Annotated in this window: 21 protein-coding genes, 1 other RNA gene and 1 pseudogene; 9 read left to right on the forward strand and 14 right to left on the reverse strand. The window is 61.9% G+C overall.

The window, feature by feature from the left end:
• Positions 1–57: 57 nt before the first annotated feature.
• Positions 58–240: a hypothetical protein gene (locus AB7A72_RS04270; protein ID WP_312834967.1), complete on the forward strand. Its 183-nt coding sequence runs from the start codon at positions 58–60 to the stop codon at positions 238–240.
• A 20-nt stretch (positions 241–260) separates the two neighbouring features.
• Positions 261–320, forward strand: a pseudogene (locus AB7A72_RS04275) (hypothetical protein); the annotation flags it as partial.
• 559 nt (positions 321–879) lie between these two features.
• Here AB7A72_RS04275 and AB7A72_RS04280 read toward each other — a convergent pair.
• Complete coding sequence (locus tag AB7A72_RS04280; RefSeq protein ID WP_239812238.1) at positions 880–1,098, reverse strand: hypothetical protein; 219 nt, start codon at positions 1,096–1,098, stop codon at positions 880–882.
• A gap of 389 nt (positions 1,099–1,487) precedes the next feature.
• On the opposite strand from AB7A72_RS04280, the gene AB7A72_RS04285 reads away from it, so the two are divergent.
• Positions 1,488–1,697: a hypothetical protein gene (locus AB7A72_RS04285; RefSeq protein ID WP_239812237.1), complete on the forward strand. Its 210-nt coding sequence runs from the start codon at positions 1,488–1,490 to the stop codon at positions 1,695–1,697.
• Between the two features lie 118 nt (positions 1,698–1,815).
• On the opposite strand, the gene AB7A72_RS04290 is transcribed toward AB7A72_RS04285, so the two are convergent.
• Entirely contained in the window at positions 1,816–2,040 is a 225-nt protein-coding gene (locus AB7A72_RS04290; protein WP_239812236.1) for a hypothetical protein, read from the reverse strand.
• A gap of 706 nt (positions 2,041–2,746) precedes the next feature.
• On the opposite strand from AB7A72_RS04290, the gene AB7A72_RS04295 reads away from it, so the two are divergent.
• The 5 genes from AB7A72_RS04295 (at position 2,747) to AB7A72_RS04315 (ending at position 7,628) form a co-directional block, all read left to right on the forward strand.
• Positions 2,747–3,871: a branched-chain amino acid ABC transporter substrate-binding protein gene (locus AB7A72_RS04295; RefSeq protein ID WP_239812235.1), complete on the forward strand. Its 1,125-nt coding sequence runs from the start codon at positions 2,747–2,749 to the stop codon at positions 3,869–3,871.
• 89 nt (positions 3,872–3,960) lie between these two features.
• The gene (gene livH, locus AB7A72_RS04300) at positions 3,961–4,884 is read left to right on the forward strand and encodes a high-affinity branched-chain amino acid ABC transporter permease LivH (protein WP_116927424.1); all 924 of its coding nucleotides are present in this window, start codon (positions 3,961–3,963) and stop codon (positions 4,882–4,884) included.
• Positions 4,884–6,113 (forward strand): high-affinity branched-chain amino acid ABC transporter permease LivM, encoded by a 1,230-nt coding sequence (locus AB7A72_RS04305; protein ID WP_373451227.1) that lies wholly within the window; start codon positions 4,884–4,886, stop codon positions 6,111–6,113. The genes livH and AB7A72_RS04305 overlap by 1 nt, the downstream gene beginning before the upstream one ends.
• A gap of 37 nt (positions 6,114–6,150) precedes the next feature.
• Positions 6,151–6,918 (forward strand): high-affinity branched-chain amino acid ABC transporter ATP-binding protein LivG, encoded by a 768-nt coding sequence (gene livG, locus AB7A72_RS04310; protein ID WP_239812234.1) that lies wholly within the window; start codon positions 6,151–6,153, stop codon positions 6,916–6,918.
• A gap of 8 nt (positions 6,919–6,926) precedes the next feature.
• On the forward strand, positions 6,927–7,628 hold the full coding sequence (locus tag AB7A72_RS04315; protein ID WP_239812705.1) for an ABC transporter ATP-binding protein: 702 nt from the start codon (positions 6,927–6,929) through the stop codon (positions 7,626–7,628).
• Between the two features lie 92 nt (positions 7,629–7,720).
• Here AB7A72_RS04315 and AB7A72_RS04320 read toward each other — a convergent pair whose 3' ends face one another.
• The 12 genes from AB7A72_RS04320 to ffs all read right to left on the reverse strand — a co-directional run bounded on the left by AB7A72_RS04320 (position 7,721) and on the right by ffs (position 19,427).
• Positions 7,721–8,584, reverse strand: coding sequence for an LOG family protein (locus AB7A72_RS04320; RefSeq protein ID WP_239812233.1), 864 nt, complete (start codon positions 8,582–8,584; stop codon positions 7,721–7,723).
• A gap of 145 nt (positions 8,585–8,729) precedes the next feature.
• Positions 8,730–9,113 carry a fluoride efflux transporter CrcB gene (gene crcB, locus AB7A72_RS04325; RefSeq protein ID WP_230778069.1) on the reverse strand — a complete coding sequence of 128 codons (384 nt, stop codon included), beginning with the start codon at positions 9,111–9,113 and terminating at the stop codon, positions 8,730–8,732.
• Positions 9,114–9,182: 69 nt separating this feature from the next.
• Positions 9,183–11,003, reverse strand: a complete 1,821-nt coding sequence (locus AB7A72_RS04330; RefSeq protein WP_369459123.1) for a M14 family metallopeptidase — start codon at positions 11,001–11,003, stop codon at positions 9,183–9,185.
• A gap of 136 nt (positions 11,004–11,139) precedes the next feature.
• A complete protein-coding gene (locus tag AB7A72_RS04335; RefSeq protein WP_239812231.1) occupies positions 11,140–11,517 on the reverse strand; it encodes a monovalent cation/H(+) antiporter subunit G in 378 nt (125 codons plus the stop codon).
• Positions 11,514–11,792, reverse strand: a complete 279-nt coding sequence (locus AB7A72_RS04340; protein WP_182322531.1) for a K+/H+ antiporter subunit F — start codon at positions 11,790–11,792, stop codon at positions 11,514–11,516. The genes AB7A72_RS04335 and AB7A72_RS04340 overlap by 4 nt, the downstream gene beginning before the upstream one ends.
• Positions 11,789–12,277, reverse strand: coding sequence for a Na+/H+ antiporter subunit E (locus AB7A72_RS04345; protein WP_239812230.1), 489 nt, complete (start codon positions 12,275–12,277; stop codon positions 11,789–11,791). Before AB7A72_RS04345 ends, AB7A72_RS04340 begins: the two co-directional genes overlap by 4 nt.
• A complete protein-coding gene (locus AB7A72_RS04350; RefSeq protein ID WP_239812229.1) occupies positions 12,274–14,043 on the reverse strand; it encodes a monovalent cation/H+ antiporter subunit D in 1,770 nt (589 codons plus the stop codon). The genes AB7A72_RS04345 and AB7A72_RS04350 overlap by 4 nt, the downstream gene beginning before the upstream one ends.
• Positions 14,043–14,408 (reverse strand): Na+/H+ antiporter subunit C, encoded by a 366-nt coding sequence (locus AB7A72_RS04355; RefSeq protein ID WP_021028259.1) that lies wholly within the window; start codon positions 14,406–14,408, stop codon positions 14,043–14,045. The genes AB7A72_RS04350 and AB7A72_RS04355 overlap by 1 nt, the downstream gene beginning before the upstream one ends.
• Positions 14,409–14,420: 12 nt before the next feature.
• Positions 14,421–17,345, reverse strand: a complete 2,925-nt coding sequence (locus AB7A72_RS04360; RefSeq protein WP_312409237.1) for a monovalent cation/H+ antiporter subunit A — start codon at positions 17,343–17,345, stop codon at positions 14,421–14,423.
• Positions 17,346–17,765: 420 nt separating this feature from the next.
• Entirely contained in the window at positions 17,766–18,932 is a 1,167-nt protein-coding gene (gene lapB, locus AB7A72_RS04365) for a lipopolysaccharide assembly protein LapB (RefSeq protein WP_369459125.1), read from the reverse strand.
• Positions 18,922–19,233, reverse strand: a complete 312-nt coding sequence (locus AB7A72_RS04370) for a LapA family protein (RefSeq protein ID WP_239812227.1) — start codon at positions 19,231–19,233, stop codon at positions 18,922–18,924. The genes lapB and AB7A72_RS04370 overlap by 11 nt, the downstream gene beginning before the upstream one ends.
• Positions 19,234–19,331: 98 nt before the next feature.
• Positions 19,332–19,427: signal recognition particle sRNA small type (ffs, locus tag AB7A72_RS04375), an RNA gene on the reverse strand.
• Positions 19,428–19,582: 155 nt separating this feature from the next.
• On the opposite strand from ffs, the gene dnaX reads away from it, so the two are divergent.
• A complete protein-coding gene (gene dnaX / locus AB7A72_RS04380; RefSeq protein WP_369459126.1) occupies positions 19,583–21,844 on the forward strand; it encodes a DNA polymerase III subunit gamma/tau in 2,262 nt (753 codons plus the stop codon).
• Positions 21,845–21,875: the final 31 nt, after the last annotated feature.

A 21,875-nucleotide genomic window follows, 5' to 3' on the forward strand; every position in this document is an offset into this window, starting at 1 on the left:
AAAACGCCTTGTGTGCTTGGGATGGAGGCAGTTTAGCGGCCAGTCGAGCAGTGGTCCGTGTTTGGTGTCGCCAGCCGACGCTTTCAGCAGAAGCTCGCCGCCCTTTCTGCGTGCGTGTTTTTGCGCATCCATATGAATTCAACCCTCATGCCGCTGACCGGCGGTGCTAAGCGTCCGGCAGCGTCTGTTCCACTGCTGGGCATGGCTATCCTGCATCTGTATATGGCGTACAGCATGTAGGCACGTCACCTCTCCAGTCTTCAGCGATCGGGGAACGAAGCATCTGCAAGCTGCCCGATGGGCGGGTAATCGACGAATGAACATGCGACAGGCGGGATCTTCGCTAAACGGCTACCTCCCGAGCCAAAAAAAAGGCCACCCGAAGGTGGCCTGAGGCGCTGAAGAAAAGCCGTTCCTGATCGCTCAGGATGTTCATGCAAATCTAGAGAGGGAGGGAGGATGGTGCATGAACCCGGCAAATCATTAGATATATTCTATAGATTTATGCAAATCGATTCTTGAAGGGTATTCCCTAGGTCTGAACAAGGAGCGCTTGGGATCTGCAGGCTCTCCACCGGTGAATGGCGCCAGTTGGTCTCAAGTACGCGCCCATGTTCAGCCAACCATCAGCTATACCGGTTGCCTGCTTGAGCATCTCAAAATAACGACTGCCAAGGCGGCGGGGTAGGGTGTGGGCCCATTGATATGGAGGGCGTGGAAACGCTCTACATAGCTAGACTGCGGCTCGAACCCCTCGCTATGCAGCGAGGCGAACCAGGACAGAGGGCTTGGTGCCTACCCAGCCCAGGCCTGCCCAACGAGCGGCCGCACTCCGCTGAGAAAGCGCCTTCCATGCCCGCGAGAAGCGCTACGACAAGCTCAGCTCACCAGCAAGCTTCCCGCATCGAGCGACGGCGGACGTAAAAGATCATCGTTGACGCCCATCGCCAGGCTGGCGCGCTCAATGGCTTGCCAAAGCTGCGGGGGCATTTGCAGAATTTCTTCCGGGGTGGTGGACTGGTCGATCCATGCGCTGATCTCACCATGTTGGTCATGGGTGAGCAGGTCCAGACTCAGCATTTCGTCGATGGTTTTCATAACAATCAAGCGGTGGGCATGACAACGTGACCAGGGTCAGCTGCCAGCGGCAATCAAAGGGAAATCTCGGCGAAGTGGGAGCGGGGGCTTAAGTCGGCTGAGAACGCCAAGGAGAGGGGGCTGCCTGCGGCGGGTCTCCATGTGCTTGCAGGCCTGGGCAGCGATGGCGTTGCGCGTTGTGGGCCATGGGATCCTCCTGGTGTTATGCCCCACTGTAACCGGTTCCTGGGGGCGCTCAGGCAAATTGGCCGCCACGCAACATGGTCCGTGGAGATGGTCTTACAGAAGGTGCTGGGCCAGCCGTGGACGGGGAATGAACGATGGCGCAGCGACACAGGCAGTCTGGCATTTCGCTGGACAATAGCGGCTGTAGAAAACAAGGAACTGTTGTGAGCCCTTCCCCTGAACATGCGGACCTGATTGCCAGCTACCAAAAGCTGGTGGCTGAGGTCAACAAGAAAACGGATCTGGTGCGTGTTGCATCGCTCAAAGGCCCTCAGGCCATGCGTGCCGCGATGGCCACTGCTGAGAAAGCCGAGCGCCGGCGCGATGTCATGGCATCGAAGCTGGCCGCCCTGGGCGTAGTGCTGGGTGATTGAGCGCTACCAGCAATCGCAGCTAAGTATCAGCCTGCGCAGCCGATGAGGCTGCGCGGCGAAGAAGGCATGCCGCATGCCTTGCCCAGGAGCCGGAGGCGCGCGACCCAACCCCCAGCGCTCAGACCGGCGCGCAGAACGCCCGGTTGGGATAGAGAATATCGGTCAGCACATGCTGGCCACGGGTCTGCAGCAGGTAGGTGCCTGGTCCACCATCGGCAATGGCCTGCTCCAGCAGTTGCAGGAATTGCTGGCGATGGTGGACATCATCGGGCAGCCAGGCAGAGGCAGCAGCGGCGTTGTCTGCGCCGGTGCCCTTGGAATTGATCAACCTAATTTCTTTCATGTTGAACAATTCTCCATCCCTGATTGATATTGTGCAAGTGGTTTTTGCTTGAGTTAGCAATGGTTAAAGAACCAATGAATGAGCACATTCTGATGGTGCGTAGGTCGAGCATTCAATAAGCCTTTAGACATCAAACGCTTTACGGAGGTCTTCGATGGGCATGCCTATCGGCCCCACCAGCTCCCGAGCGCGATCCATGGCTAGATGTAACAGAGGCGGGCGAGGAGCATGGACGGGCGCGCGCGTCTTGGCTGCAGATCAGGGTTTCCACAACCCTGGTTTTGTGCGTGGCGGGATCTTTTTCGCGCACAATGCTGCCTCTCGCGGCGAAGCTGCCCGGGTTCTGAAATTTGCGGTGGCCGCTGGGCTCAGTGCGAGACAAGGGAGCCGGGACGGCACCGATGCCGAGGCGGCGCTTGGGGTATTTCAGATTGATGCTACTAAATGCATCAGAATGTATAGGGTCTGAGCGCCTTGCGCGGTGGCTTTAAAGGTGTTTTGCACATTATTGGTGCACTAATGCCCGTTAATGCCCTGATTAGGTGCAAAAATCACTTTTTGCTAGCACATAAGTGACATATTTGGCAATCCTAGGCATCCCTGTTGCGAGAGTTTATTAGACCTATATGCTGTCTCCGCATCGCACTTGATAGTTGCTCTATTGTCAATGTCTGCGATTCATAGCTTGATTAAAAAGGATTCCGATATGAAGGTACCGTTTCGCCTCAACTCGATGGTGGTTGCATTTGGTCTGGCCGGCAGCATGCTCGCTGGCGCAGCCCAGGCTCAAAATATCAAGATCGGCGTGGTCATTCCTGCGACGGGTCCGCTGACCCAGTACGGTGACATGGTCAAGGAGGGTGTGGATACGGCGCTCGAGCAGATCAATGCTGCCGGCGGCATCAATGGCAACAAGCTTGAAGCAGTGATCGTTGACGATGCCTGCGAACCCAAGCAAGGCCCCGTGGCTGCCAACCGCGTCGTCAATGCGAAGATCCATTACGTGGTGGGACCTGTATGCTCGGGCGCAGCCATCGCTGCAGCACCGATCTACAACAATGAAGGTGTGGTCGTCGTGACCCCCTCGGCCACCTCGCCTGCGCTGACCGAAGGCAAGAACTTCACGTCGGTCTTCCGCACCATTGGCCGCGACGACCAGCAAGGCCCGTTTGCTGCCAAGTTCATTGCCCAGACCGTCAAGCCCAAGAAGGTTGCGGTGCTGCATGACAAGCAATCCTACGGCCAGGGCATTGCCACGGCCGTGCGCGATACGCTGAAGGCTGACGGCATCAATGTTGCGCTGTTTGAAGGTATCAACGCCGGTGACAGCGACTACTCGGCCGTGATCACCAAGCTCAAGAGCGCCGGTGTGGACTTTGTCTACTACGGCGGCTACCACCCAGAAATGGGACTGCTGCTGCGCCAATCGGCAGAGCAGGGCCTGAAGGTCCGCATCATGGGCCCTGAAGGCGTGGGCAATCCCGAAATCAATGCGATCGCCGGCCCCGCCGTTGAAGGCATGCTGGTGACCCTGCCCGCCGACTTTGCTGGCAACCCGAAGAACGCGGCCATCGTCAAGGCCTTCAAGGACAAGAAGCGCGATCCTTCCGGTTCGTTCCAGATGGGCTCGTACACTGCCGTGCAGGTCATCGCTGACTCGATCAAGGCCGTGGGCAACGATGGCACCAAGGTGGCCAAGCACCTGCATACCGCTACGTTCGACACCCCGCTGGGCAAGCTCGCCTGGGATGCCAAGGGCGACCTGAAGTCCTACGACTTCCAGGTCTTCAACTGGCACAAGGATGGCAGCAAGTCGCCAGCGTCTAAGTAAGTGTTTGACAAAAGCATGGCTCTAAAACATAGAGCCATGCTTTTTTATTTTGGCGGCCACAAGCGCCAAAGGAATTGGGTTGGTACGGTATGAACGATTTTTTGCCCCAATTCATACAGCAGTTGTTCAATGGTCTGTCCCTGGGCGCGATCTACGCGCTCGTGGCCATTGGCTACACGATGGTGTATGGAATTATCGGAATGATTAATTTCGCCCACGGCGAGATTTATATGATTGCGGCCTATATCGGCCTCGTGACCTTGTCGGCCATCGGCACGCAAAGCGGGTTGCCGGTGTTTGTGGTGATTGGTGCGATGCTGCTCGTTGCAGTGGTGCTCACCGGTGTTTACGGCTATGTGGTGGAGCAGGTGGCGTACAAGCCCTTGCGCAGCAGCCCGCGCCTGGTGGCGCTGATCTCGGCCATCGGCATGTCCATCTTCTTGCAGAACTGGGTAGCCCTGGGGCAGGGCGCACGCGATATGGCCGTGCCCTCGCTGCTGCCCGGTGCATTCAACTTTCACATGGGTGATTTCGAGGTCTTTGTGCCTTACACCCGCATCTTGATCATTGTGGTGGCGGTGGTGCTGATGGCCGCGCTGACCTTCTACATCCGCCACTCGCGCATGGGCCGCGCATCGCGCGCCTGCTCGCAAGACATGCAAATGGCCAACCTGTTGGGCATCGACACCAACAAGGTCGTGTCATTCACCTTCATCCTGGGGGCGGTGCTGGCGGCTGTAGGCGGTGTGCTGATTGCGCTGGCGATCGGCAAGCTCAACCCCTACATCGGCTTTGTCGCCGGTATCAAGGCCTTCACCGCTGCGGTGCTTGGCGGTATCGGCAGCATTCCGGGGGCGATGCTGGGCGGCGTACTGCTGGGTGTGGCCGAGACCATGGCCGCAGCCTATATCTCTTCGGAATACAAGGACATCGTTGCTTTTGGTCTGCTGGTGCTGATTTTGCTGTTCCGCCCCACCGGTCTGCTGGGCAAGCCTGAGGTGGAGAAGGTCTGATGATGAAAGCGAACTTCAAGAACGCCATCATCTCGGCCGTGTTGGCGGCCTTGGTGGTGATGCCCATTTTCGGCCTGCATCTGGAGCGCAAGGGCGGTCAGAACTACATCGAGCCGCACTGGAACCTGGTGATCTGGGGCTTTGTCATTGTGCTGGTGCTGCAGCTGATCAAGCCTTTGCTGGGCAAGCACATGGCCCGGGTGCAGGCGCCGCGCCTGCCCGAGGTCAGCACCCGCATGCGGATGACCTTGCTGTGGCTGGTGATTGTCGCGGCCATTGCCTGGCCGTTTTTCAGTGGCCGCAATGCGGTGGACATTGCCACCTTGGCGCTGATCTACGTGATGCTCGGCCTGGGCCTGAACATCGTGGTGGGCTTTGCCGGTCTGCTTGACCTAGGCTTTGTCGGCTTCTACGCGGTGGGTGCCTACACCTATGCCTTGCTGTTCCACTGGGCCGGCTGGTCGTTCTGGGAAGCGTTGCCGCTGTCCGGCGCCGCCGCCGCGTTGTTCGGCTTCTTGCTGGGCTTTCCGGTGCTCCGCCTGCGTGGTGATTACCTGGCGATCGTGACCTTGGGCTTTGGCGAAATCATTCGCCTGCTGCTGGTCAATCTGGTGGATGTCACCGGCGGGCCGGACGGTATCTCGGGCATTCCCAAACCGACGTTGTTCGGCTTTGAGCTGACGCGTACCGCCTCGCAAGAGGGTGCGCAGACCTTGCAGCAACTGATGGGTATCGAGTTCAACACCATGCACATGGTGATCTTCCTCTACCTGCTGGCGCTGTGCCTGGCGCTGGTCACCTTGTGGATCAGCAACCGCTTGATTCGCATGCCGATCGGCCGCGCCTGGGAAGCACTGCGTGAGGACGAAGTGGCTTGCCGTTCGCTGGGCATGAACCCCACCAAGATCAAGCTCTCCGCTTTTACCTTGGGTGCCATGTTTGCAGGCTTTGGCGGTGCATTTTTTGCAGCGCGGCAAGGCATTGTCAGCCCCGAGTCGTTCAGTTTCATCGAGTCGGCCCTGATCTTGGCCATCGTGGTGCTGGGCGGCATGGGCTCGCAGATTGGCGTGGTCGTGGCTGCGATCCTGATCACGGTGCTGCCGGAGCTCGCACGTGAGTTCTCGGAATACCGCATGCTGATTTTCGGCCTGGTGATGATCTTGATGATGGTCTGGCGTCCGCAGGGCTTGTTCCCGATGAAGCGCTACCACGAAGAGTTGAAGCAATGACCGTAAACACGGAAAACGCAAACAGGGAGAAGTGTTTATGAGTCAAAGCATCTTGAAGGTGGAAGGCCTGTGCATGCGCTTTGGTGGCTTGCTCGCAGTCGACCAGGTCGCACTCGATGTCAAGCCGCAGGAGGTGTTCGCCATCATTGGTCCCAATGGTGCGGGAAAGACCACGGTGTTCAACTGCATCAGCGGCTTCTACAAGCCGACGGCCGGTACGGTCTCGCTGGGCGGGCAATCGATTGCCGGCCTGGCCAGCCATGAGGTCGCCAACCATGGCGTGGTGCGGACGTTCCAGAACGTGCGCCTGTTTAAAGGCATGACGGTGCTGGAAAACCTGCTGGTTGCGCAGCACCAGCAGATCAAGCGCAACCTGCTGTCGGGTCTGTTCAAGACCAAGGCCTACCGCGAAGCGGAAGAGAACGCCAAGCAGCAAGCTGCGCACTGGCTGGATGTGATGGGCCTGCGTGCCTTCACCAACCGCGAAGCGGGCAACCTGGCCTATGGCCACCAGCGCCGGCTGGAGATCGCGCGTTGCATGATCACCAAGCCCAAGCTGCTGATGCTCGATGAGCCGGCCGCCGGCCTCAACCCGCAGGAGAAAGTGGAGCTCCAGCACCTCATCGACCGCTTGCGCAAGGAGTACGGTGTGACCGTGCTGCTGATCGAGCACGACATGAGCCTGGTGATGGGGGTGTCCGAGCGCATCCTGGTGATGGAGTATGGCAAGCCGATCGCACTGGGGGTGCCGGAGGTCATTCGCAATGACGAACGCGTGATCAAGGCGTACCTGGGAGAGTCCTGATGCAGCCGATGTTGGAAATCAAGAATATCAGCACGCATTACGGTGCGATCTGTGCAGTCAATGATGTGAGTCTGCATGTCAATGAGGGAGAGATCGTCTCGCTGATTGGCAGCAATGGCGCGGGCAAGACCACGTTGTTGATGAGCGTCTGCGGCAATCCCTGCGCGACCACCGGCTCGATCAGGTTCGAGGGCGAAGAGCTGGTGGGGCAGTCGTCTCACCTGATCATGCGCAAGGGCATTGCGATATCGCCCGAAGGCCGCCGTGTGTTCAAGGATCTGACGGTCATGGAGAACCTGCAGATGGGCGCGTTCTTCTTGAACAAGCAGGAGATCGCCCACGGCATCGACTATGTCTATGGTCTGTTTCCCCGCCTCAAGGAGCGTGCCGACCAGCGTGCCGGCACGATGTCCGGGGGGGAGCAGCAGATGCTGGCCATTGGCCGGGCGCTGATGAGCAAGCCGCGCCTGCTGCTGCTCGATGAGCCCACGTTGGGCCTGGCGCCGCTGATCATTGCGCAGATCTTTGAGATCATCAAGGCCGTGCGCGAGCAGGGCGTGACTGTGTTCCTGGTGGAGCAAAATGCCAACCAGGCGCTGCAGATCGCCGACCGTGGCTATGTGCTGGAGACCGGCAAGGTCACCTTGGAAGACACCGGGGTCAACCTGCTGCGCAACCAGGACATCCGCAAGGCCTACCTGGGCGGCTGATGGGTGCGGCGGCAGAGGCTGCCGCTGCACAAAGCAAAACCGCTCCTGGCTGCATGGCCAGGAGCGGTTTTTTTAAGGGGCCAAACGCTGCCTTAGCGCTGGTAGTAGGCCTGGATGATGCGGCAGGCCTCATGCACATCGTCGGTGATGTGGAACAGCTTGACGTTCTCGGGTGAGATGGTGCCGTATTCGATCATCACGTCGAAGTTGAGCATGCGCGACCAGAAGTCCACGCCAAACAGCACAATCGGCACGCCCTTGGCCTTGTGGGTCTGCACCAGGGTCAGCACTTCGAAGAGTTCATCCATCGTGCCAAAGCCGCCTGGGAACACCACCAGGGCGCGTGCACGCATCATCAGGTGCATCTTGCGCAGCGCAAAGTAGTGGAACTTGAAGCACAGCGCCGGTGTGATGTAGCGGTTGCCCGACTGCTCGTGGGGCAACGTGATGTTCATGCCGACATTGGGTGCATGCTCTTCGGAGGCGCCCCGGTTGGCGGCTTCCATGATGCCGGGGCCGCCGCCGGTGCAGATGTAGAGGCGGTCCTCGAGCTTCTGGGTTTCGCTGAACTTGGCGACCAGGCGTGCAAAACGGCGCGCCGCATCGTAGTAGCGGCTGGTCGCCATGGCGCGCTGCGCCACAGCTATCGCCTGCGCATCGCCCTGGGCCTGGGCAGCGGCCAGCAGTACCTCCGCCTCTTCGGGGGCTACGAAACGCGCACTGCCAAACACCACGACGGTGTTGTTGATGCCCTGGGCGGTCAGCTCCAGGTCGGGTTTGAGCATCTCCAGCTGAAAGCGGATCGAGCGGGTTTCGCGGCGGCTCAGAAACTCCGGATCGGCAAAGGCCAGGCGGTATGAATCGCGTTTGGCGGCTTGCTCGGGCGGCATGTCGGCGCCGAACAGGTTCCAGTCATGCGCCATGACTTGTTCGTCGAGTTGGGTGTTGGCGTCCATGGTCTTCTCCAGCTTTCACAATGCCGGCGCCGGGGCAGGCACCAGCGGTCACAAAAAACACGAGCAGCACAAGCGGGGCCTGTGCTGCTACTGAATATAGAGCGTTTTGGGCATGCGCTTGGGGCAATGCGTTGAAAAAAGTCGTTCAGCGCCCACCCCAGAGGGCTTGGCCGGTGGCCAGCCCGAGGGCCGTCAACGCCAGTGAACCGAGCAGATGCAGGCTGCACTGCAGCAACGCCAGACCATAGCGCTGCGCCTGCAGCATGGACACCGTCTCGGCGGAGAAGCTGGAAAAAGTCGTGAGTGCACCCAGAAATCCGGTAATCAGCACCAGGCGCCAGACCGGGTCGATGCCGGGGGAGTTCTGGAACAGGGCCACCAGCAAACCAATGGCGTAGCCGCCGACCAGGTTGGCCGCCAGGGTGCCCCAGGGCAGCAGCGCATGGGGCTGGTTGAGCCAGCGGCCCAACTGCCAGCGTGCCAGCGCGCCCAGGCAGGCGCCAATCGATATGCCAAGAACGTTCCACATGCCCGCGAGCTTAGCAGGGCCCCGCTGTGTTGGGGAGAAATGCAGCGCAGAAAGGCTCCGCTTGATGCCTCAGCGCGCCTGCACGATGTCCTGCCAGGCGGCATAGGCGGCCAGCACGGCTGCGCGTTGTGCGGTATGCGCGAACACCAGCGCGTCACCCACCACGGTCTGGTCCGGGAACTCGGTGATCAGGCTCACCGGCGTGAGGCCGTTGTCGTCCACTTGCATCGAGCAAGGGGTACCGTGCCGCAACTCAAACGGCTGGCGGCCGGAATGGCTTTGGTACAGCGCCAACTGGCGGCGGTTGTATTCCGGCAAACCTTCCACCTTCAGCAGCGCCTGCGCCACCCGTTCGGCCAGGGCCTCGGCTTGCGCCTGCCAGTCTTTCCGGTAGCGCAGAATCAGGAAAAAGCCCTTGGGAATGGTCCAGAGGTCGAAGCCCTGGGGCACGTAGCCCGACAGGGGGCGGGTCCATTCGTGTGCGGGGTAGCCATGCAGGCTCAGGTGCAACTGCGCACCACTGGCAGCGATTGCATCACGCCGCAGTGCGCTCTCGTACCAGGGGGCATGGTCGCGGTAGGCCAGGTCGTCGCCCAGCGCGGTGTAGCGCGCTGCATGGTGCATCTGCTGCGGTGCGTAGTCGCAGTACCACTGGTGCAGGTCATAGCCGTCCGGGTTCTCGATGGGGATGTAGGCGAAGTGGCTGTCGGCCTGCTGCGCCAGCGCCAGCGCCCCGCGCAGAGCGCCGGTGACGCCAGAGATCTCGTTGGCATGCTGGCCGCCGCTCAGCACCACCGCGTGTTCGCTGCCTTTTTTATAGGTGGCGGCAATAGGGCGGCCTTGCACGCTTTGGCCCTGGCAGGCGCTGCCATAGGCGGCGAACAGCGGCTGGACCAGCGCATCCATCTGGGCCAGGCTGGGGGCACGCTGCAGCTGCGCCGCATGGAAAGCAGCGTCATCGATGCTGTTGGGGCGGAAGAACGCTGGCGGCAGGCCCTCAGGCGCGGTGGGCAACGGCTCTGACAGCGCCAGTGCGTGTATTTGCAAGCCGACGGAGGTCTGTTCAAGCGGATGGGATTGTGCGGCGATCCGGATGTCGGGCACGATCTGGCCCGGTTGCAGCCGGCGGTCGCCTGCTGCACGCCCGGACAGCTTCTGGAAGTGCTCGAGCAGCGAGAAATACAGGTCCTCATGCATGGCTTCCGGTGTACTCATGGTCTCACCAGTGCCGGCAATCTCCTGCTCAAAACCGGTCAACTGCATCGCAATGTGCAGGCGGCCGAAAAAGGGCTCGGTCTGCGGCCAGGCATGGTGCTCGATCGCATGCAGGGCCTGGGCGTAAGCAGCTTCGTAGTCGGTTTGCAAGGCGGCATCGTGCACGGTGCGCCCCTGCGCATCCTGCGCCTGCTGCCAGCCGCAGGGCGTGATGCCGCTGCTGCCGTGTGCGGTGTGGAAAGACCGGTTGGGTGCGAACACCTGCAGGTTTTGCGTGTGCCCGTCCTGGTAGCGTAGCGCCAGCGTATAGCTGTCGGCGTGCTGACCGGCCTGCATCTGCAGGTCCACCCCCGGCGGCAGCATGGCGGCCAGGGGGTAGGCTTCCAGCATGAAACGATGGGGCGCGGCATCCGCATGGAGCGGGTAGTGCAGATGCAGGCTTTGCAGCCCGGTGGTATCGAGGTCTTCCAATACCGCATGCACCAAGGGCTTGTAGGCGCTGCGGATGCGGGCGTGGATGCCCTGCTTGCTCAGCATCTGCTCGGCCGCACGGCGCGCCTCAACGCCTTCGAAACACCACAGCTGCCAGGACCACTCGGGCTGGGGATGGGCCAGGCGCTCTGCCACCCACTGGGTGAGCGTACGGTCTAGGGTGCTGGAGAGGAGGAGCGTCATGGTGTGGCCTGCGGTGTAGATGCTTGTGATCCACCAGCATAGAACAAGCACGCTGTTCTTGCTGCACGCCGGCGCTTATTCCCGCTGACACTCCATCCGGCAAGGTCTTATTTAGCCGGCTATCGCCATCTGGCCCTCAGGCGTCGTTGCCTTCCGGGTTGGCAGACACGATGCGGCTCAGGCTGGGTGGCACGTCCTTGCCCATGCGCCGATCGCGGAACAGTGCCGCACGCATCAGGAAGATATTGGTGATCGGCACCGCGACCGACAGCAGCACGGCAATCAGCAAGGTGTGGAAACTGGGCTTGTGCGACTGCAGGCTGAAAAAGAAGACCGAGCTCCAGACAATGAGCCAGCAGCCGGCGCACGCGATGATGGAAGGTGTATGCACGCGCTCGTAGTAGCTGGGCAGTCGAAACAGGCTCAGCGCCCCGATCAGCGTGATCAAGGTGCCGCCAAGCACCAACACCGACACGAGGATCTGTACCCAGATGGGCAGGTCGACTTCGGTCATTCGATCACCTCCCCGCGCAGCAGGAATTTGGCCATCGCTGTCGAGCTGACAAAACCGAACAACGCGATGAGCAGCGCGGCCTCAAAGTAATTGACGGACGCATAGTGGATGCCCAGCACCAGCATCGCGAGCATACCGATCAGGTACATGCAGTCCAGCGCCAGAACGCGGTCTTGGGCCTGTGGCCCCTTGAGCAGGCGGATCATCGCGAACAGCATGGCCAGCAGCAAGATGAAAAGGGCTGCCGGCATGGTCCAGGCAAGAATGATGTTCATTCGAAAATCTCCATGAGAGGCCGTTCATAGAAGGCCTTGATGTGGTCGATAACGCCTTGCGGGTCGTCTGCCTCCAGCACATGCAGCAGCAGGATGGAGCGGTCGCGCGATATCTCGGCCCACGCGGTACCGGGGGTGATACAGACGATCATTGCCAGCACGGCCAGGCCGTTGGGGTCGCGCAGCTGCAAAGGCACATGGACAAACCCTGCCGGCTTTTTTCGGCTGCCCGGCATCAGCAGCAGTCGCAGCACGGCGACATTGGATTGCAGCGAATCCGCAGCCACACGAAAGCCGAGCCGGATGATGGTCCAGGGTTTTTTGATGCTGACCGAGCGTGGGCGCAGCCCCTGGGTGAGCATTGGAATCAGCCAGCCCAGCAGCACACCGAGAATGATCTGCCCGGGGCTGAGGCTGCGGTTGAGCAGCAGCCACACCAGGCACAGCAGCACGGACAGCAGGGGCGCAGGGAAAAGGCGTTTCATGGCTCGGTACCTCCTGCAGGAGCTTGCGGCGCAAGCCCAAACCCCGTCTCAGGGAGCACGGTCGGGATCTCGGGAGCGACCACGGGCTTGGCCGTGGGGGAGGGCTTGGGATGGGTCTCCAGCACGGCGCGGATGTAATTGCCGGGCGCGTGGAGGTTGTCGGCAGCCCGCTGGGTAAAGCGCATCACGCTGGCACCATGGGTCACCATCAGGATGCAGCAACCGAGCAAGATCGCTAGCGGCAAGCCCTCGATGACCTTCAGCTCAGGGGTATTGCGGCTGATGCTGGACCAGAACTCCCGAATCCCGATCCGCACCAGGGCGGTCAACGCCATCAGCCCCGTGGCGATCAGCAAGCCCATGAAAAGCCAGCCCAACCAGCCGATCTGCGTACCTGCCGAAGAGCCCAGTCCCAGGGGATTGAGCAGCGCCGAGAGCATGGCGAACTTGCCGATGAAGCCGGACAGCGGCGGCAGGCCCGATATCACCAAGGTGCAGAGCATGAATGACAGCCCCAGAAATGCCATTGCTGCCGGAATGGCCCGGCCGATCAGCACTTCTTCGTCTTCGTCGAGGTTGAAACCATCGCGCGGCAGCAGTTCGGCGGTCAGGAACGGCGCCTCCTCATCCTCGAAGCGTACGCTGGCACCGTCGGTCGTGCGCCATCGCTCGATCAGGTCGGTGATCAGGAACAGCGCCGCCACCGCGAGCGTCGAGCTCGGCATGTAGTACAGCAAGGCGCTCGTCATCAGGTTCTGGCCAAAGCCGGCGGCAGCTAGCAACGTGCCTGCGGACAGGATGGCGGCATAGCCCGCTACATAGCCCAGGCGCTGCGTGCCAAGCATGGAAATGGCCGCATACAGCATCGTGGCCAGGCCACCCAGGATCAGCCAGGCGCTGCCAAAATGGGCCGATGGCCCGGCCTCGCTGCTGAACATCAAGGTCCACAGCCGCACAATCGTGTAGATGCCCACCTTGGTCATCAGCGCAAAAATGGCGCCGACCGGGGCCGTGGCCGAGCCATAGGCGGGCACCAGCCAGAAGTTCAGCGGCCAGACCGCTGCCTTGATCAGGAAGGCGGTGGCCAGAATGCCGGCAGCGGTGTGCAGCAAGCCCCGGTCCGCGCTGCTGACACTCGGAATGATGCGCGCCAGGTCGGCCATGTTCAAGGTGCCGGTGATGCCATAGAGCATCGACACGCCAATCAGAAACAGCGACGACGCTGCCAGGTTGATGGCGATGTAGTGCAGGCCATGCTGAACCCGGGACTTGCCTGAGCCATGCAGCAGCAGGCCATAGGAGGCAGCGAGCATGATCTCGAAGAACACGAACAGGTTGAACAGGTCGCCGGTGAGAAAGGCACCGGCCAGACCCATCATCTGGAACTGGAACAGCGGGTGAAAATGCACGCCTACCCGGTGCCAGCGCGCGCCCGAATACACCACTGCACACAGCGCAACCACGCTGGTGGTCAGCAGCATCAGCGCCGAGAGCCGGTCGAGCACCAGCACAATGCCAAACGGCGCGGCCCAGTTGCCCGACAGGTAGACATTCATCGAGGTGGCCATGCCATCCTGATTGCTCCATTTGACCAGCGCCATCGCAATGACCAGGCCGATCAGGCAGGAGCTGATGTTCATCAGCAGTTTGGTGCGTTGGTACTTCTCGCCCAGGGTCAGCATCAAGGCTGCGGTCAGCATGGGCAGCAAAATCGGTGCCAGCAGCAGGTGCGGCATCAGGCGCTCAGTCAGCGTCATCAGCGACATCAAGGCGCCTCCTGCACGTCATTGGACAGGGACCCGTCCACGTGGTCGGTGCCCGTCATGCCGCGCGAGGCGAGCAGCACCACCAGAAAGAGCGCGGTCATCGCAAAACCGATGACGATCGCCGTCAGCACCAGCGCTTGTGGCATGGGGTCGGCATAGTGCATCAGATCAGTCGGTACACCCGGCTGCAGTATCGGTTCGCGGTCGATTGCCAGGCCTACGCGGCCCATGCTGAAGATAAACAGATTGACCGCATACGACAGCAACAGCAGACCCATGATGATCTGGAACGTCCGTGGGCGCAGCAACAGCCAGACGCCGGAGCCGGTCAATACGCCAATGGCAATGGCCAGTACGATTTCCATTTGGTATTGTCCTTAGGGTTGAGATGCCGAGTCGCTGCGCTCGCCTTGCTGGCGTTCGTGGTAGCGGAAGCCCCGGACGGATTGGTGGGCAATGCTGGTGAGCATCAGCATCGTGGAGCCCACGACCAGCGAGAACACGCCGATATCGAAGAACAGTGCGCTGGCGATATGGATCTCGCCTACGACCGGCAGGGTCAGGTGTGCGGTGTGGCTGGTCAGGAACGGATAGCCGAAGTACCAGCTGCCCACACCGGTGCCCAGTGCAAACAGCAGACCGGCGGCAATCCAGCGGCGCGGGTAGATGGGCAAATGCGATTCGACCCAGTGCGTACCGGAGATGATGTATTGCAGCAGCAGACCGATGGCCAAGGTCAGGCCGGCGACAAATCCCCCGCCGGGCTCATTGTGGCCACGCATGAACAGGTACATTGCAACAATGGCGGCAAACGGCAGCAACAGACGCACCAGCACAGCGGGCACCATCAGGTAGCCCACAGCGGTATCGGTGGCGCTGCGCGGGTTGAGCAGGTCGGTCTGCAAGTCAGCTGGCAAAAAGCGCTGCTGCTCGGGCACGTCCATCGCCTCGGGTGCCGGGCGGAAGCGCCGCAGCAGCGCATACACGGTCAGCGCAACAATGCCGAGCACGACGATTTCGCCAAAGGTATCAAAGCCACGGAAATCGACGAGCATCACGTTGACAACGTTGGTGCCACCGCCTTCCGTTTGCGCACGCTCCAGGAAGAAGGTCGAGGTGCTTTCGGGGAAGGGCCGGCTCATCATCGCAAACGACAGCCAGGCCATGCCGCCACCGGCCAGCAACGTGATCAACAAGTCACGCCAGCGGCGCAGCGTGACCAGTGCGCCTTGCTGGGAGACTTTCTTGAGCTTTTTGTCGCGCTTGGGCAGCCAGCGCAGACCCAGCAGCAGCAGCACCGTGGTGACTACTTCGACCACCAGCTGGGTCAGCGCGAGATCAGGCGCGGAGAACCACAGGAAGGTCAGGCAGGTCGCCAGCCCGGCGCCGCCCAAGGTGACCAGCGCCGCCAGGCGGTGGTACTTGACGAGGAAGGCTGCTGCCAGCGAGCAGCTGATGCCGATCAGCCACAGAATGCCAAAGGCGGGGGACAGCGGTTGCAGGCCGCGGTTGCCCAGCTCCAGGCCATGGATCAGCAGCGGAAGCGTGGCCGTCAGCAATGCCGCCAGCACCAGCCACAGCGCCTGCCATTGCCAGCGGCGCGTGCCCAGCCAGCGGCGCAGATGGCGCGCACCGTTGGTGATGATCGCCATCACCGCCTGGAACACCCATTGGCCATTGATGCGGCCGACCAGCGGTGCATCATCGAGGTATTGCTTGGCGCGCAGCAGACGCAGCAGCAGATAGAGCAGAATGCCAGCGAGCATGGCGATGATGCTCATCACCAGCGGCGCATTGATGCCATGCCACAGCGCCAGGCTGAACTCCGGCAAGCTGCCGCCCACCACCGGCGAGGCGGCCGCATCCAGGTACTGGCCGACCGCCCAGGCCGGAAAGATCCCCACCAGCAGACAGATCAGCACCAGCAGCTCGACGGGCACCCGCATCCAGTGCGGTGGCTCATGCGGCTCATGCGGCAGATCGGTGGCAGGCGGGCCAAAAAACACATCGACGGTGAAGCGCAGCGAATAGGCGACGCTGAAAATACCGGCCAGGGTAGCTGCCACCGGCAACGCCGTGGTCAGAAACGGTGTGGTGTTGATGTACACCGTTTCGGCAAAAAACATTTCCTTGGACAAAAAGCCGTTGAGCAGCGGCACACCGGCCATGGCCGCACTGGCCACCATCGCCAGGGTGCCGGTGATCGGCATCATTTTCTGCAGGCCGGAGAGCCGGCGGATATCACGCGTGCCCGATTCGTGGTCGACAATGCCGGCCGCCATGAACAGCGAGGCCTTGAAAGTCGCATGGTTCATGATGTGGAACACGGCAGCGACGGCAGCCAAGGGGCTGTTGAGGCCGAGCAGCAACGTGATCAGGCCCAGGTGCGACAAGGTCGAATAGGCCAGCAGCGCCTTCATATCGTGCTGGAACATGGCGATGTAGCCGCCCAACAGCAAGGTGATGGCGCCGGCACCCCCGACGAGCCAGAACCATTCCTCGGTACCGCTCAGCGCTGGCCAGAGGCGCGCGAGCAAGAAGACGCCTGCCTTGACCATGGTGGCCGAATGCAGGTAGGCTGACACGGGGGTGGGTGCTGCCATGGCGCGCGGCAGCCAGAAATGGAAGGGAAACTGTGCACTCTTGGTCAGTGCTCCCAGCAACACCAGCACCAGCGTAACGCGGTAGAGCTCATGGTTGCGGATCTGGTCGCCCGCCGCCAGCACATTGTCCAGTTCATAGCTGCCGACAATATGGCCCAGCAGCAATACGCCCCCCAGCAGGCACAGGCCGCCGGTGCCGGTCACCGTCAGCGCCATGCGTGCGCCCATGCGTGCATCCTTGCGGTGGTGCCAATAGCCGATCAGCAGGAAGGAGAAGAGGCTGGTCAGTTCCCAGAAAAACACCAGCTGGATCAGGTTGCCCGAGAGCACTACCCCCATCATCGAGCCCATGAACGCCAGGAAAAACGAGAAGAAGCGTGGCACCGGATCGGCTTGCGACATGTAGTAGCGGGCGTACAGCACCACCAGGCTGCCAATGCCCAGCACCAGAATGGAGAACATCCAGGCAAAGCCGTCCATGCGGAAGTGCAGATCCAGGCCCAACTGGCCCAACCAGGCCACGTTGTGGTGCACCACGCCATTGTTCTGCGTTTCCGGGAAAAGCATGGCGACTTGAACCACACAGAACACGGCTATGGCCCCTGCCAAGGTGGACTCGGTGTTACGCGCGTTGGCAGGCAGCAGCGCCGCGATGGCGCTGCCGATGAAGGGGAGGAGGATCAGGTAGGAAAGTGCCATTTCTTTGTAAATTCTACAAGCTGGCTCGATCCCAGCTGCTACTAAAACCCGAGCAAGTTCAGGATATTGGTCATGGCTTATCGATAGTCAATACCCTATGTTAGTGACTGCAAATGCGCGAGCAAAGGCGGTTTCTGGATGGATGTTTTGGACATGGGCCGATGCATGCTTTGCATGAATAGGCAGGCCTTTGGCCATAGGCCAACACGGCAGCCGGGCTGCAGCACCTGGGATGGGTATCAGGGGGGAAATGGTGCGTCGCGGCGAGCCACCCGGCGACGTGCACGTGCGACGCGCCGCTGAGGCGCGCTCCATGGTGGGCTGGGCTTGGGTGCATGGGGTCCGGTGCCGAGGCATGTCTGGGCTCCTGCGCCCCAGGGCAGGGCGTCAGCGCATCCTAGCAGAAGCGACCGGGATGTCCTATTGCTCTTCCACCCGGCGGGGCGGGTAGCTGTCCCAGGATTGGCAGCCGGGACACTGCCAGAAATGCTGGCGCGCTTCAAAACCGCAGGCGGCGCAGCGGTAGCGTGTCAGCGGCTTGGCGGCATTGTCCAATGCGCGCTGGATAGCCGGGTGGTGTTCCTCATGGCTGAGGGTTTCCTGGGTCAGCCAGCGACCCGCAGCCACCAGCGAAGGCTCATGGCGCAGATGCTCAATGTACCAGTCACGCCCGGCAGGCGCCGCCGCGTCCGGTACCATCGCGTGCTCGTCCATCTGAACGAGGCTCTCCATCACATCCAGCGACGGCGCGTTCTGGTAGTTCGCCTCCAGCAGCGCACGCACCTGCGGCTTGCGCTCATCGGTTTTGACCAGCTCCAGCATCAGCGGGGCGACCAGCGGCACCGAGGAGGGCGACACCGATGCCAGTTCGATCAACGAACTCAGCGCCAGCGAAGGATGTCCACTCTTGTGCTGCAGATGGGCCAGCTCAATGCGGGGGCGCGGTGCATGCGGGGCTTCGGACTGGGCTTGCTGCAGCAGGCTCAGTGCAGCGTCGCGCTGGCCATGGGCCTGCTGGCCCAATGCTTGCTCGCACAGGTAATGGGCAATGCGCACACTGTAGTCGCCCTGGTTGTGGCTGTGCATCAGGCGTGCAATCTGCACCGCCTGGGGCCAGTCGTGGGCACGCTCGTAGATGGCCAGGCGCGACAGGCGTGCCTCGTTCTCATAGGGTGTGCCGTCCAGTCGGGACAGCGCATCCTCGGCGCGGTCCAGCAGGCCCGCCTTGAGAAAATCGAGTGCCAGCGCGTGCTGGGCACGTTCGCGCTCGGGCTTGCTGATATCGGCGCGTGAGAGCAGATGCTCATGCACCCGCACCGCGCGGCTGTACTCGCCCCGGCGGCGGAACAGATTGCCCAGCGCAAAGTGCAGCTCGGCGGTATCGGGGTCGTTCTGTACGGCCTCGATAAACGCATCGATGGCCTTGTCCTGCTGCTCGTTCAGCAGGAAGTTCAGCCCCTTGAAGTAGGCCTTGGGGGCGCTGCGGTTCTCGCGGCGGATCTGGCGCAGGTCAAAACGCGAAGCCAGCCAGCCCAGCACAAACGCAGCGGGAAAGCCCAGCAGGATCCAGGAGATGTCAAATTCCATGAGGGGGCAGCGGGGTGGATTCGTCCGCAGGGGCGTTGATGGAGAGGGCGGGCTCAGCCGCGGCCGTTTGCGCTGCCGCTGCACGCTGCGCGGCTTTGCGGTGCTTCCACCAGCGCGGCACCATGCCGATGATGCCGACAATCACACCCGCGCTGAATGCGAGCAGCACGACCAGAACGAGGGGGGCCTGCCACTGGGTGCCGAAGAACAGGTGCACCACCACATCCCGCTGGTTATTGAGCGCAAATGCAAACAGGGTGAAGAAGATGACAGCTTTGAGCAGCCACAGCAGGTATTTCATGGCAGTGACAGGAATGGCTTGGGCGCCATTCTACGTGCATTCCCACGCCTGGCCTGGAAAAGCAAATGCCAGCACGAGGCTGGCATTGGTCAAAAGAAGGTGACGAGCCTGACCCCGGCACTGGATCCACAGTTAGGGCTGCTTGGTTCCCCACCTGACCCGGTTGGCCGCTTCCCCATGCGAGGAGGCCCGTCAGGGACCGATTGTACCTAAAGAATGCATGCGTTCCGGCCAGGCGGGCCAAAAAGTCCCTGATCGTCCGGGTGGCAGGGTGCGGCGCCTAAAAGTATTGCATGCAGCGCGGAGCCAGCGCCGTGCATGGCTGCGACTGACCGTAGAATGCGGTGCTATGTCTTATCTTGTTCTCGCTCGCAAATACCGTCCACGGAATTTCTCTGAAATGGTAGGCCAGGAGCATGTGGTGCAAGCGCTGTCCAATGCGCTGGTACAGCAGCGCTTGCACCACGCCTATCTGTTCACGGGAACCCGTGGTGTGGGCAAGACGACGGTCTCGCGCATTCTGGCCAAGTCGCTCAACTGCACCGGGGTGGACGGCCATGGCGGCATCACGGCTGCACCATGCGGCGTGTGCCCGGCCTGTACCGAGATCGACAGCGGGCGCTTTCCCGATTACACCGAGCTCGACGCCGCGTCCAACCGGGGCGTCGACGAAGTACAGGGCCTGCTGGAGCAGGCGGTGTACAAGCCGGTGCAGGGCCGCTTCAAGGTCTTCATGATCGACGAAGTGCACATGCTCACCAACACCGCCTTCAACGCCATGTTGAAGACCTTGGAAGAGCCGCCCGAATACCTGAAGTTTGTGCTGGCAACGACCGACCCGCAGAAGGTGCCGGTCACGGTGCTGTCGCGCTGCCTGCAGTTCAACCTGCGCCCCATGGCGCCAGAGACCATCCAGGAACACCTGGGACGCGTGCTGGTGCAGGAGCAGATTTCCTCCGAGCCACCGGCGCTACGCCTGCTGGCGCGCTCGGCCCGTGGCTCGATGCGCGATGCGCTGTCGCTGACCGACCAGGCGATCGCCTTTGGTGGTGGCCAGCTGCAAGAGGCCAGCGTGCGCCAGATGCTGGGCGCCGTCGATTCCAGCCACGTGTTCCGCCTGATCGATGCGTTGACGCGTGGTGACGGTGCCGAGGTCGTCGACACCGTCAACCAGCTGCGCCACCAGGGCTTGTCGGCTGCGTCTACGTTGGAAGACATGGCCGTGCAGCTGCAGCGCATGGCCGTGTTGCAGGCGGTGCCCGACAAGGCGCAAGCCGCTGCCAGCGAAGACGACGGGGAGCAGCAGGAACTGCTGCGCTTGGCCCAGCAAATGCCGGCGGACGAGACCCAGCTGCTCTACAGCATTGCACTGCATGGCCGGGGCGAGCTGGGACTGGCGCCTGATGAATATGCCGCGTTGACGATGGCGCTGCTGCGGCTGCTGGCCTTCAAGCCTGCGGGCTCGGCTGAAAAAAAAACTCTGAATAGCGCGGTTGCCGCACCCAAAACGGCGGCGGCCCAGGCTGCCGTTGCGTCTGTCGCTCCGCCTGTAGCGGCGCAAGTACCGCCATCGCCATCGCCATCGCCATCGCCAGCCGCAGCTTCTCAACCACCGCAGTTGGCCAGTGCGTTGGCTGCGCCCATAGCTGCACCTGCGCCTGCGCCTCTCGCTGTAGCCCAGCCGGTTGCCGCGCCTGCTGCGCCGGTAACTACTGCCGCACCCGCCCCGGCCGTGGTGGCCAACTCGATGGCCCAACCCGCTTCCGGTGGGGCCGCAGGGGCCGACCACATAGCCGCGCCTATCGTGGAGGCTGTCAAGCTGCCAGTGCGCAGCGCAGAGGACTTGATTCCGGCCCGTGCCGCTGCGCCGGCGCCTGCGGCGATCGACCCGCCGACACCGGCCCAGACAGAGAAAGAGCTGGTGGAGGAGGAGCAACCGCAAGCCCATGACGACGATGGCTTGCCGGACGCGGGCAGCGATGCCGATGACGAGACCGCTGCGCCTTATTTCGACGAAGTGCCGATCGACGCCTACGCCGATGATGAGCCCCCGGCATTGCCGGGCCGCTCCGATGCCGTAGTGGCGGTGCAGACGACGGTGGTGGTGGCTGAAGAGCGCGCAAGTCTGATCGCCTTGCCGGTGCAAACGCCGCAGGCCAGCGAGCTGGACCGGCCCGCTGCCAGCTTTGGCGAAAACCTGGGACGGGTTCCGCCTGAGTTCGAGGACACCGAAGAGGGCCGTTTCTGGAACGAAACCGTCACCGGGCTGGTGCAGGCCGAGGCCATCACCGCAGTGGCACGCCAGTTGGCGCTGCGCTCCCAGCTGATCCAGCGCGAGGCCGAGGTGTGGTCGCTGCGCGTGGACCTGGAATCGCTGGCGCAGCCTGGCACGATCGAGCGTCTGCGCACGGCCTTGGTGGCCGCTGGTCTGGTGGGCAAGATCCAGGTGTCCGTTGGCCCCGTGACGGACTGCCCCGCACGCCGCAAGGCCCATGCGGTGCAGGCGCGCCAGCGTGCGGCCGAAGCGACGGTGCGCAACGATCCCTATGTCCAGTCTTTGATACAGCAATTTGGCGCGAAAATAGTGCCCGGTAGCATTCAGCCTCTATGATGCGGCGTTCGCGGGCCGATGGGCGCTCCCA

Origin of the sequence: Comamonas sediminis (assembly GCF_041107495.1) — a bacterium.
GTDB classification, from domain to species: Bacteria; Pseudomonadota; Gammaproteobacteria; order Burkholderiales; family Burkholderiaceae_C; genus Comamonas; species Comamonas sediminis.

What these genes read in the sequence shown, in the direction of transcription:
- AB7A72_RS04280 (WP_239812238.1), bottom strand. Translation starts at nt 1,098, where the DNA reads ATGAAAACCATCGACGAAATGCTGAGTCTGGACCTGCTCACCCATGAC.
- AB7A72_RS04290 (WP_239812236.1), bottom strand. Translation starts at nt 2,040, where the DNA reads ATGAAAGAAATTAGGTTGATCAATTCCAAGGGCACCGGCGCAGACAAC.
- AB7A72_RS04295 (WP_239812235.1), top strand. Translation starts at nt 2,747, where the DNA reads ATGAAGGTACCGTTTCGCCTCAACTCGATGGTGGTTGCATTTGGTCTG.
- livH (WP_116927424.1), top strand. Translation starts at nt 3,961, where the DNA reads ATGAACGATTTTTTGCCCCAATTCATACAGCAGTTGTTCAATGGTCTG.
- AB7A72_RS04305 (WP_373451227.1), top strand. Translation starts at nt 4,884, where the DNA reads ATGATGAAAGCGAACTTCAAGAACGCCATCATCTCGGCCGTGTTGGCG.
- livG (WP_239812234.1), top strand. Translation starts at nt 6,151, where the DNA reads ATGAGTCAAAGCATCTTGAAGGTGGAAGGCCTGTGCATGCGCTTTGGT.
- AB7A72_RS04315 (WP_239812705.1), top strand. Translation starts at nt 6,927, where the DNA reads ATGTTGGAAATCAAGAATATCAGCACGCATTACGGTGCGATCTGTGCA.
- AB7A72_RS04320 (WP_239812233.1), bottom strand. Translation starts at nt 8,584, where the DNA reads ATGGACGCCAACACCCAACTCGACGAACAAGTCATGGCGCATGACTGG.
- crcB (WP_230778069.1), bottom strand. Translation starts at nt 9,113, where the DNA reads ATGTGGAACGTTCTTGGCATATCGATTGGCGCCTGCCTGGGCGCGCTG.
- AB7A72_RS04330 (WP_369459123.1), bottom strand. Translation starts at nt 11,003, where the DNA reads ATGACGCTCCTCCTCTCCAGCACCCTAGACCGTACGCTCACCCAGTGG.
- AB7A72_RS04335 (WP_239812231.1), bottom strand. Translation starts at nt 11,517, where the DNA reads ATGACCGAAGTCGACCTGCCCATCTGGGTACAGATCCTCGTGTCGGTG.
- AB7A72_RS04340 (WP_182322531.1), bottom strand. Translation starts at nt 11,792, where the DNA reads ATGAACATCATTCTTGCCTGGACCATGCCGGCAGCCCTTTTCATCTTG.
- AB7A72_RS04345 (WP_239812230.1), bottom strand. Translation starts at nt 12,277, where the DNA reads ATGAAACGCCTTTTCCCTGCGCCCCTGCTGTCCGTGCTGCTGTGCCTG.
- AB7A72_RS04350 (WP_239812229.1), bottom strand. Translation starts at nt 14,043, where the DNA reads ATGTCGCTGATGACGCTGACTGAGCGCCTGATGCCGCACCTGCTGCTG.
- AB7A72_RS04355 (WP_021028259.1), bottom strand. Translation starts at nt 14,408, where the DNA reads ATGGAAATCGTACTGGCCATTGCCATTGGCGTATTGACCGGCTCCGGC.
- AB7A72_RS04360 (WP_312409237.1), bottom strand. Translation starts at nt 17,345, where the DNA reads ATGGCACTTTCCTACCTGATCCTCCTCCCCTTCATCGGCAGCGCCATC.
- lapB (WP_369459125.1), bottom strand. Translation starts at nt 18,932, where the DNA reads ATGGAATTTGACATCTCCTGGATCCTGCTGGGCTTTCCCGCTGCGTTT.
- AB7A72_RS04370 (WP_239812227.1), bottom strand. Translation starts at nt 19,233, where the DNA reads ATGAAATACCTGCTGTGGCTGCTCAAAGCTGTCATCTTCTTCACCCTG.
- dnaX (WP_369459126.1), top strand. Translation starts at nt 19,583, where the DNA reads ATGTCTTATCTTGTTCTCGCTCGCAAATACCGTCCACGGAATTTCTCT.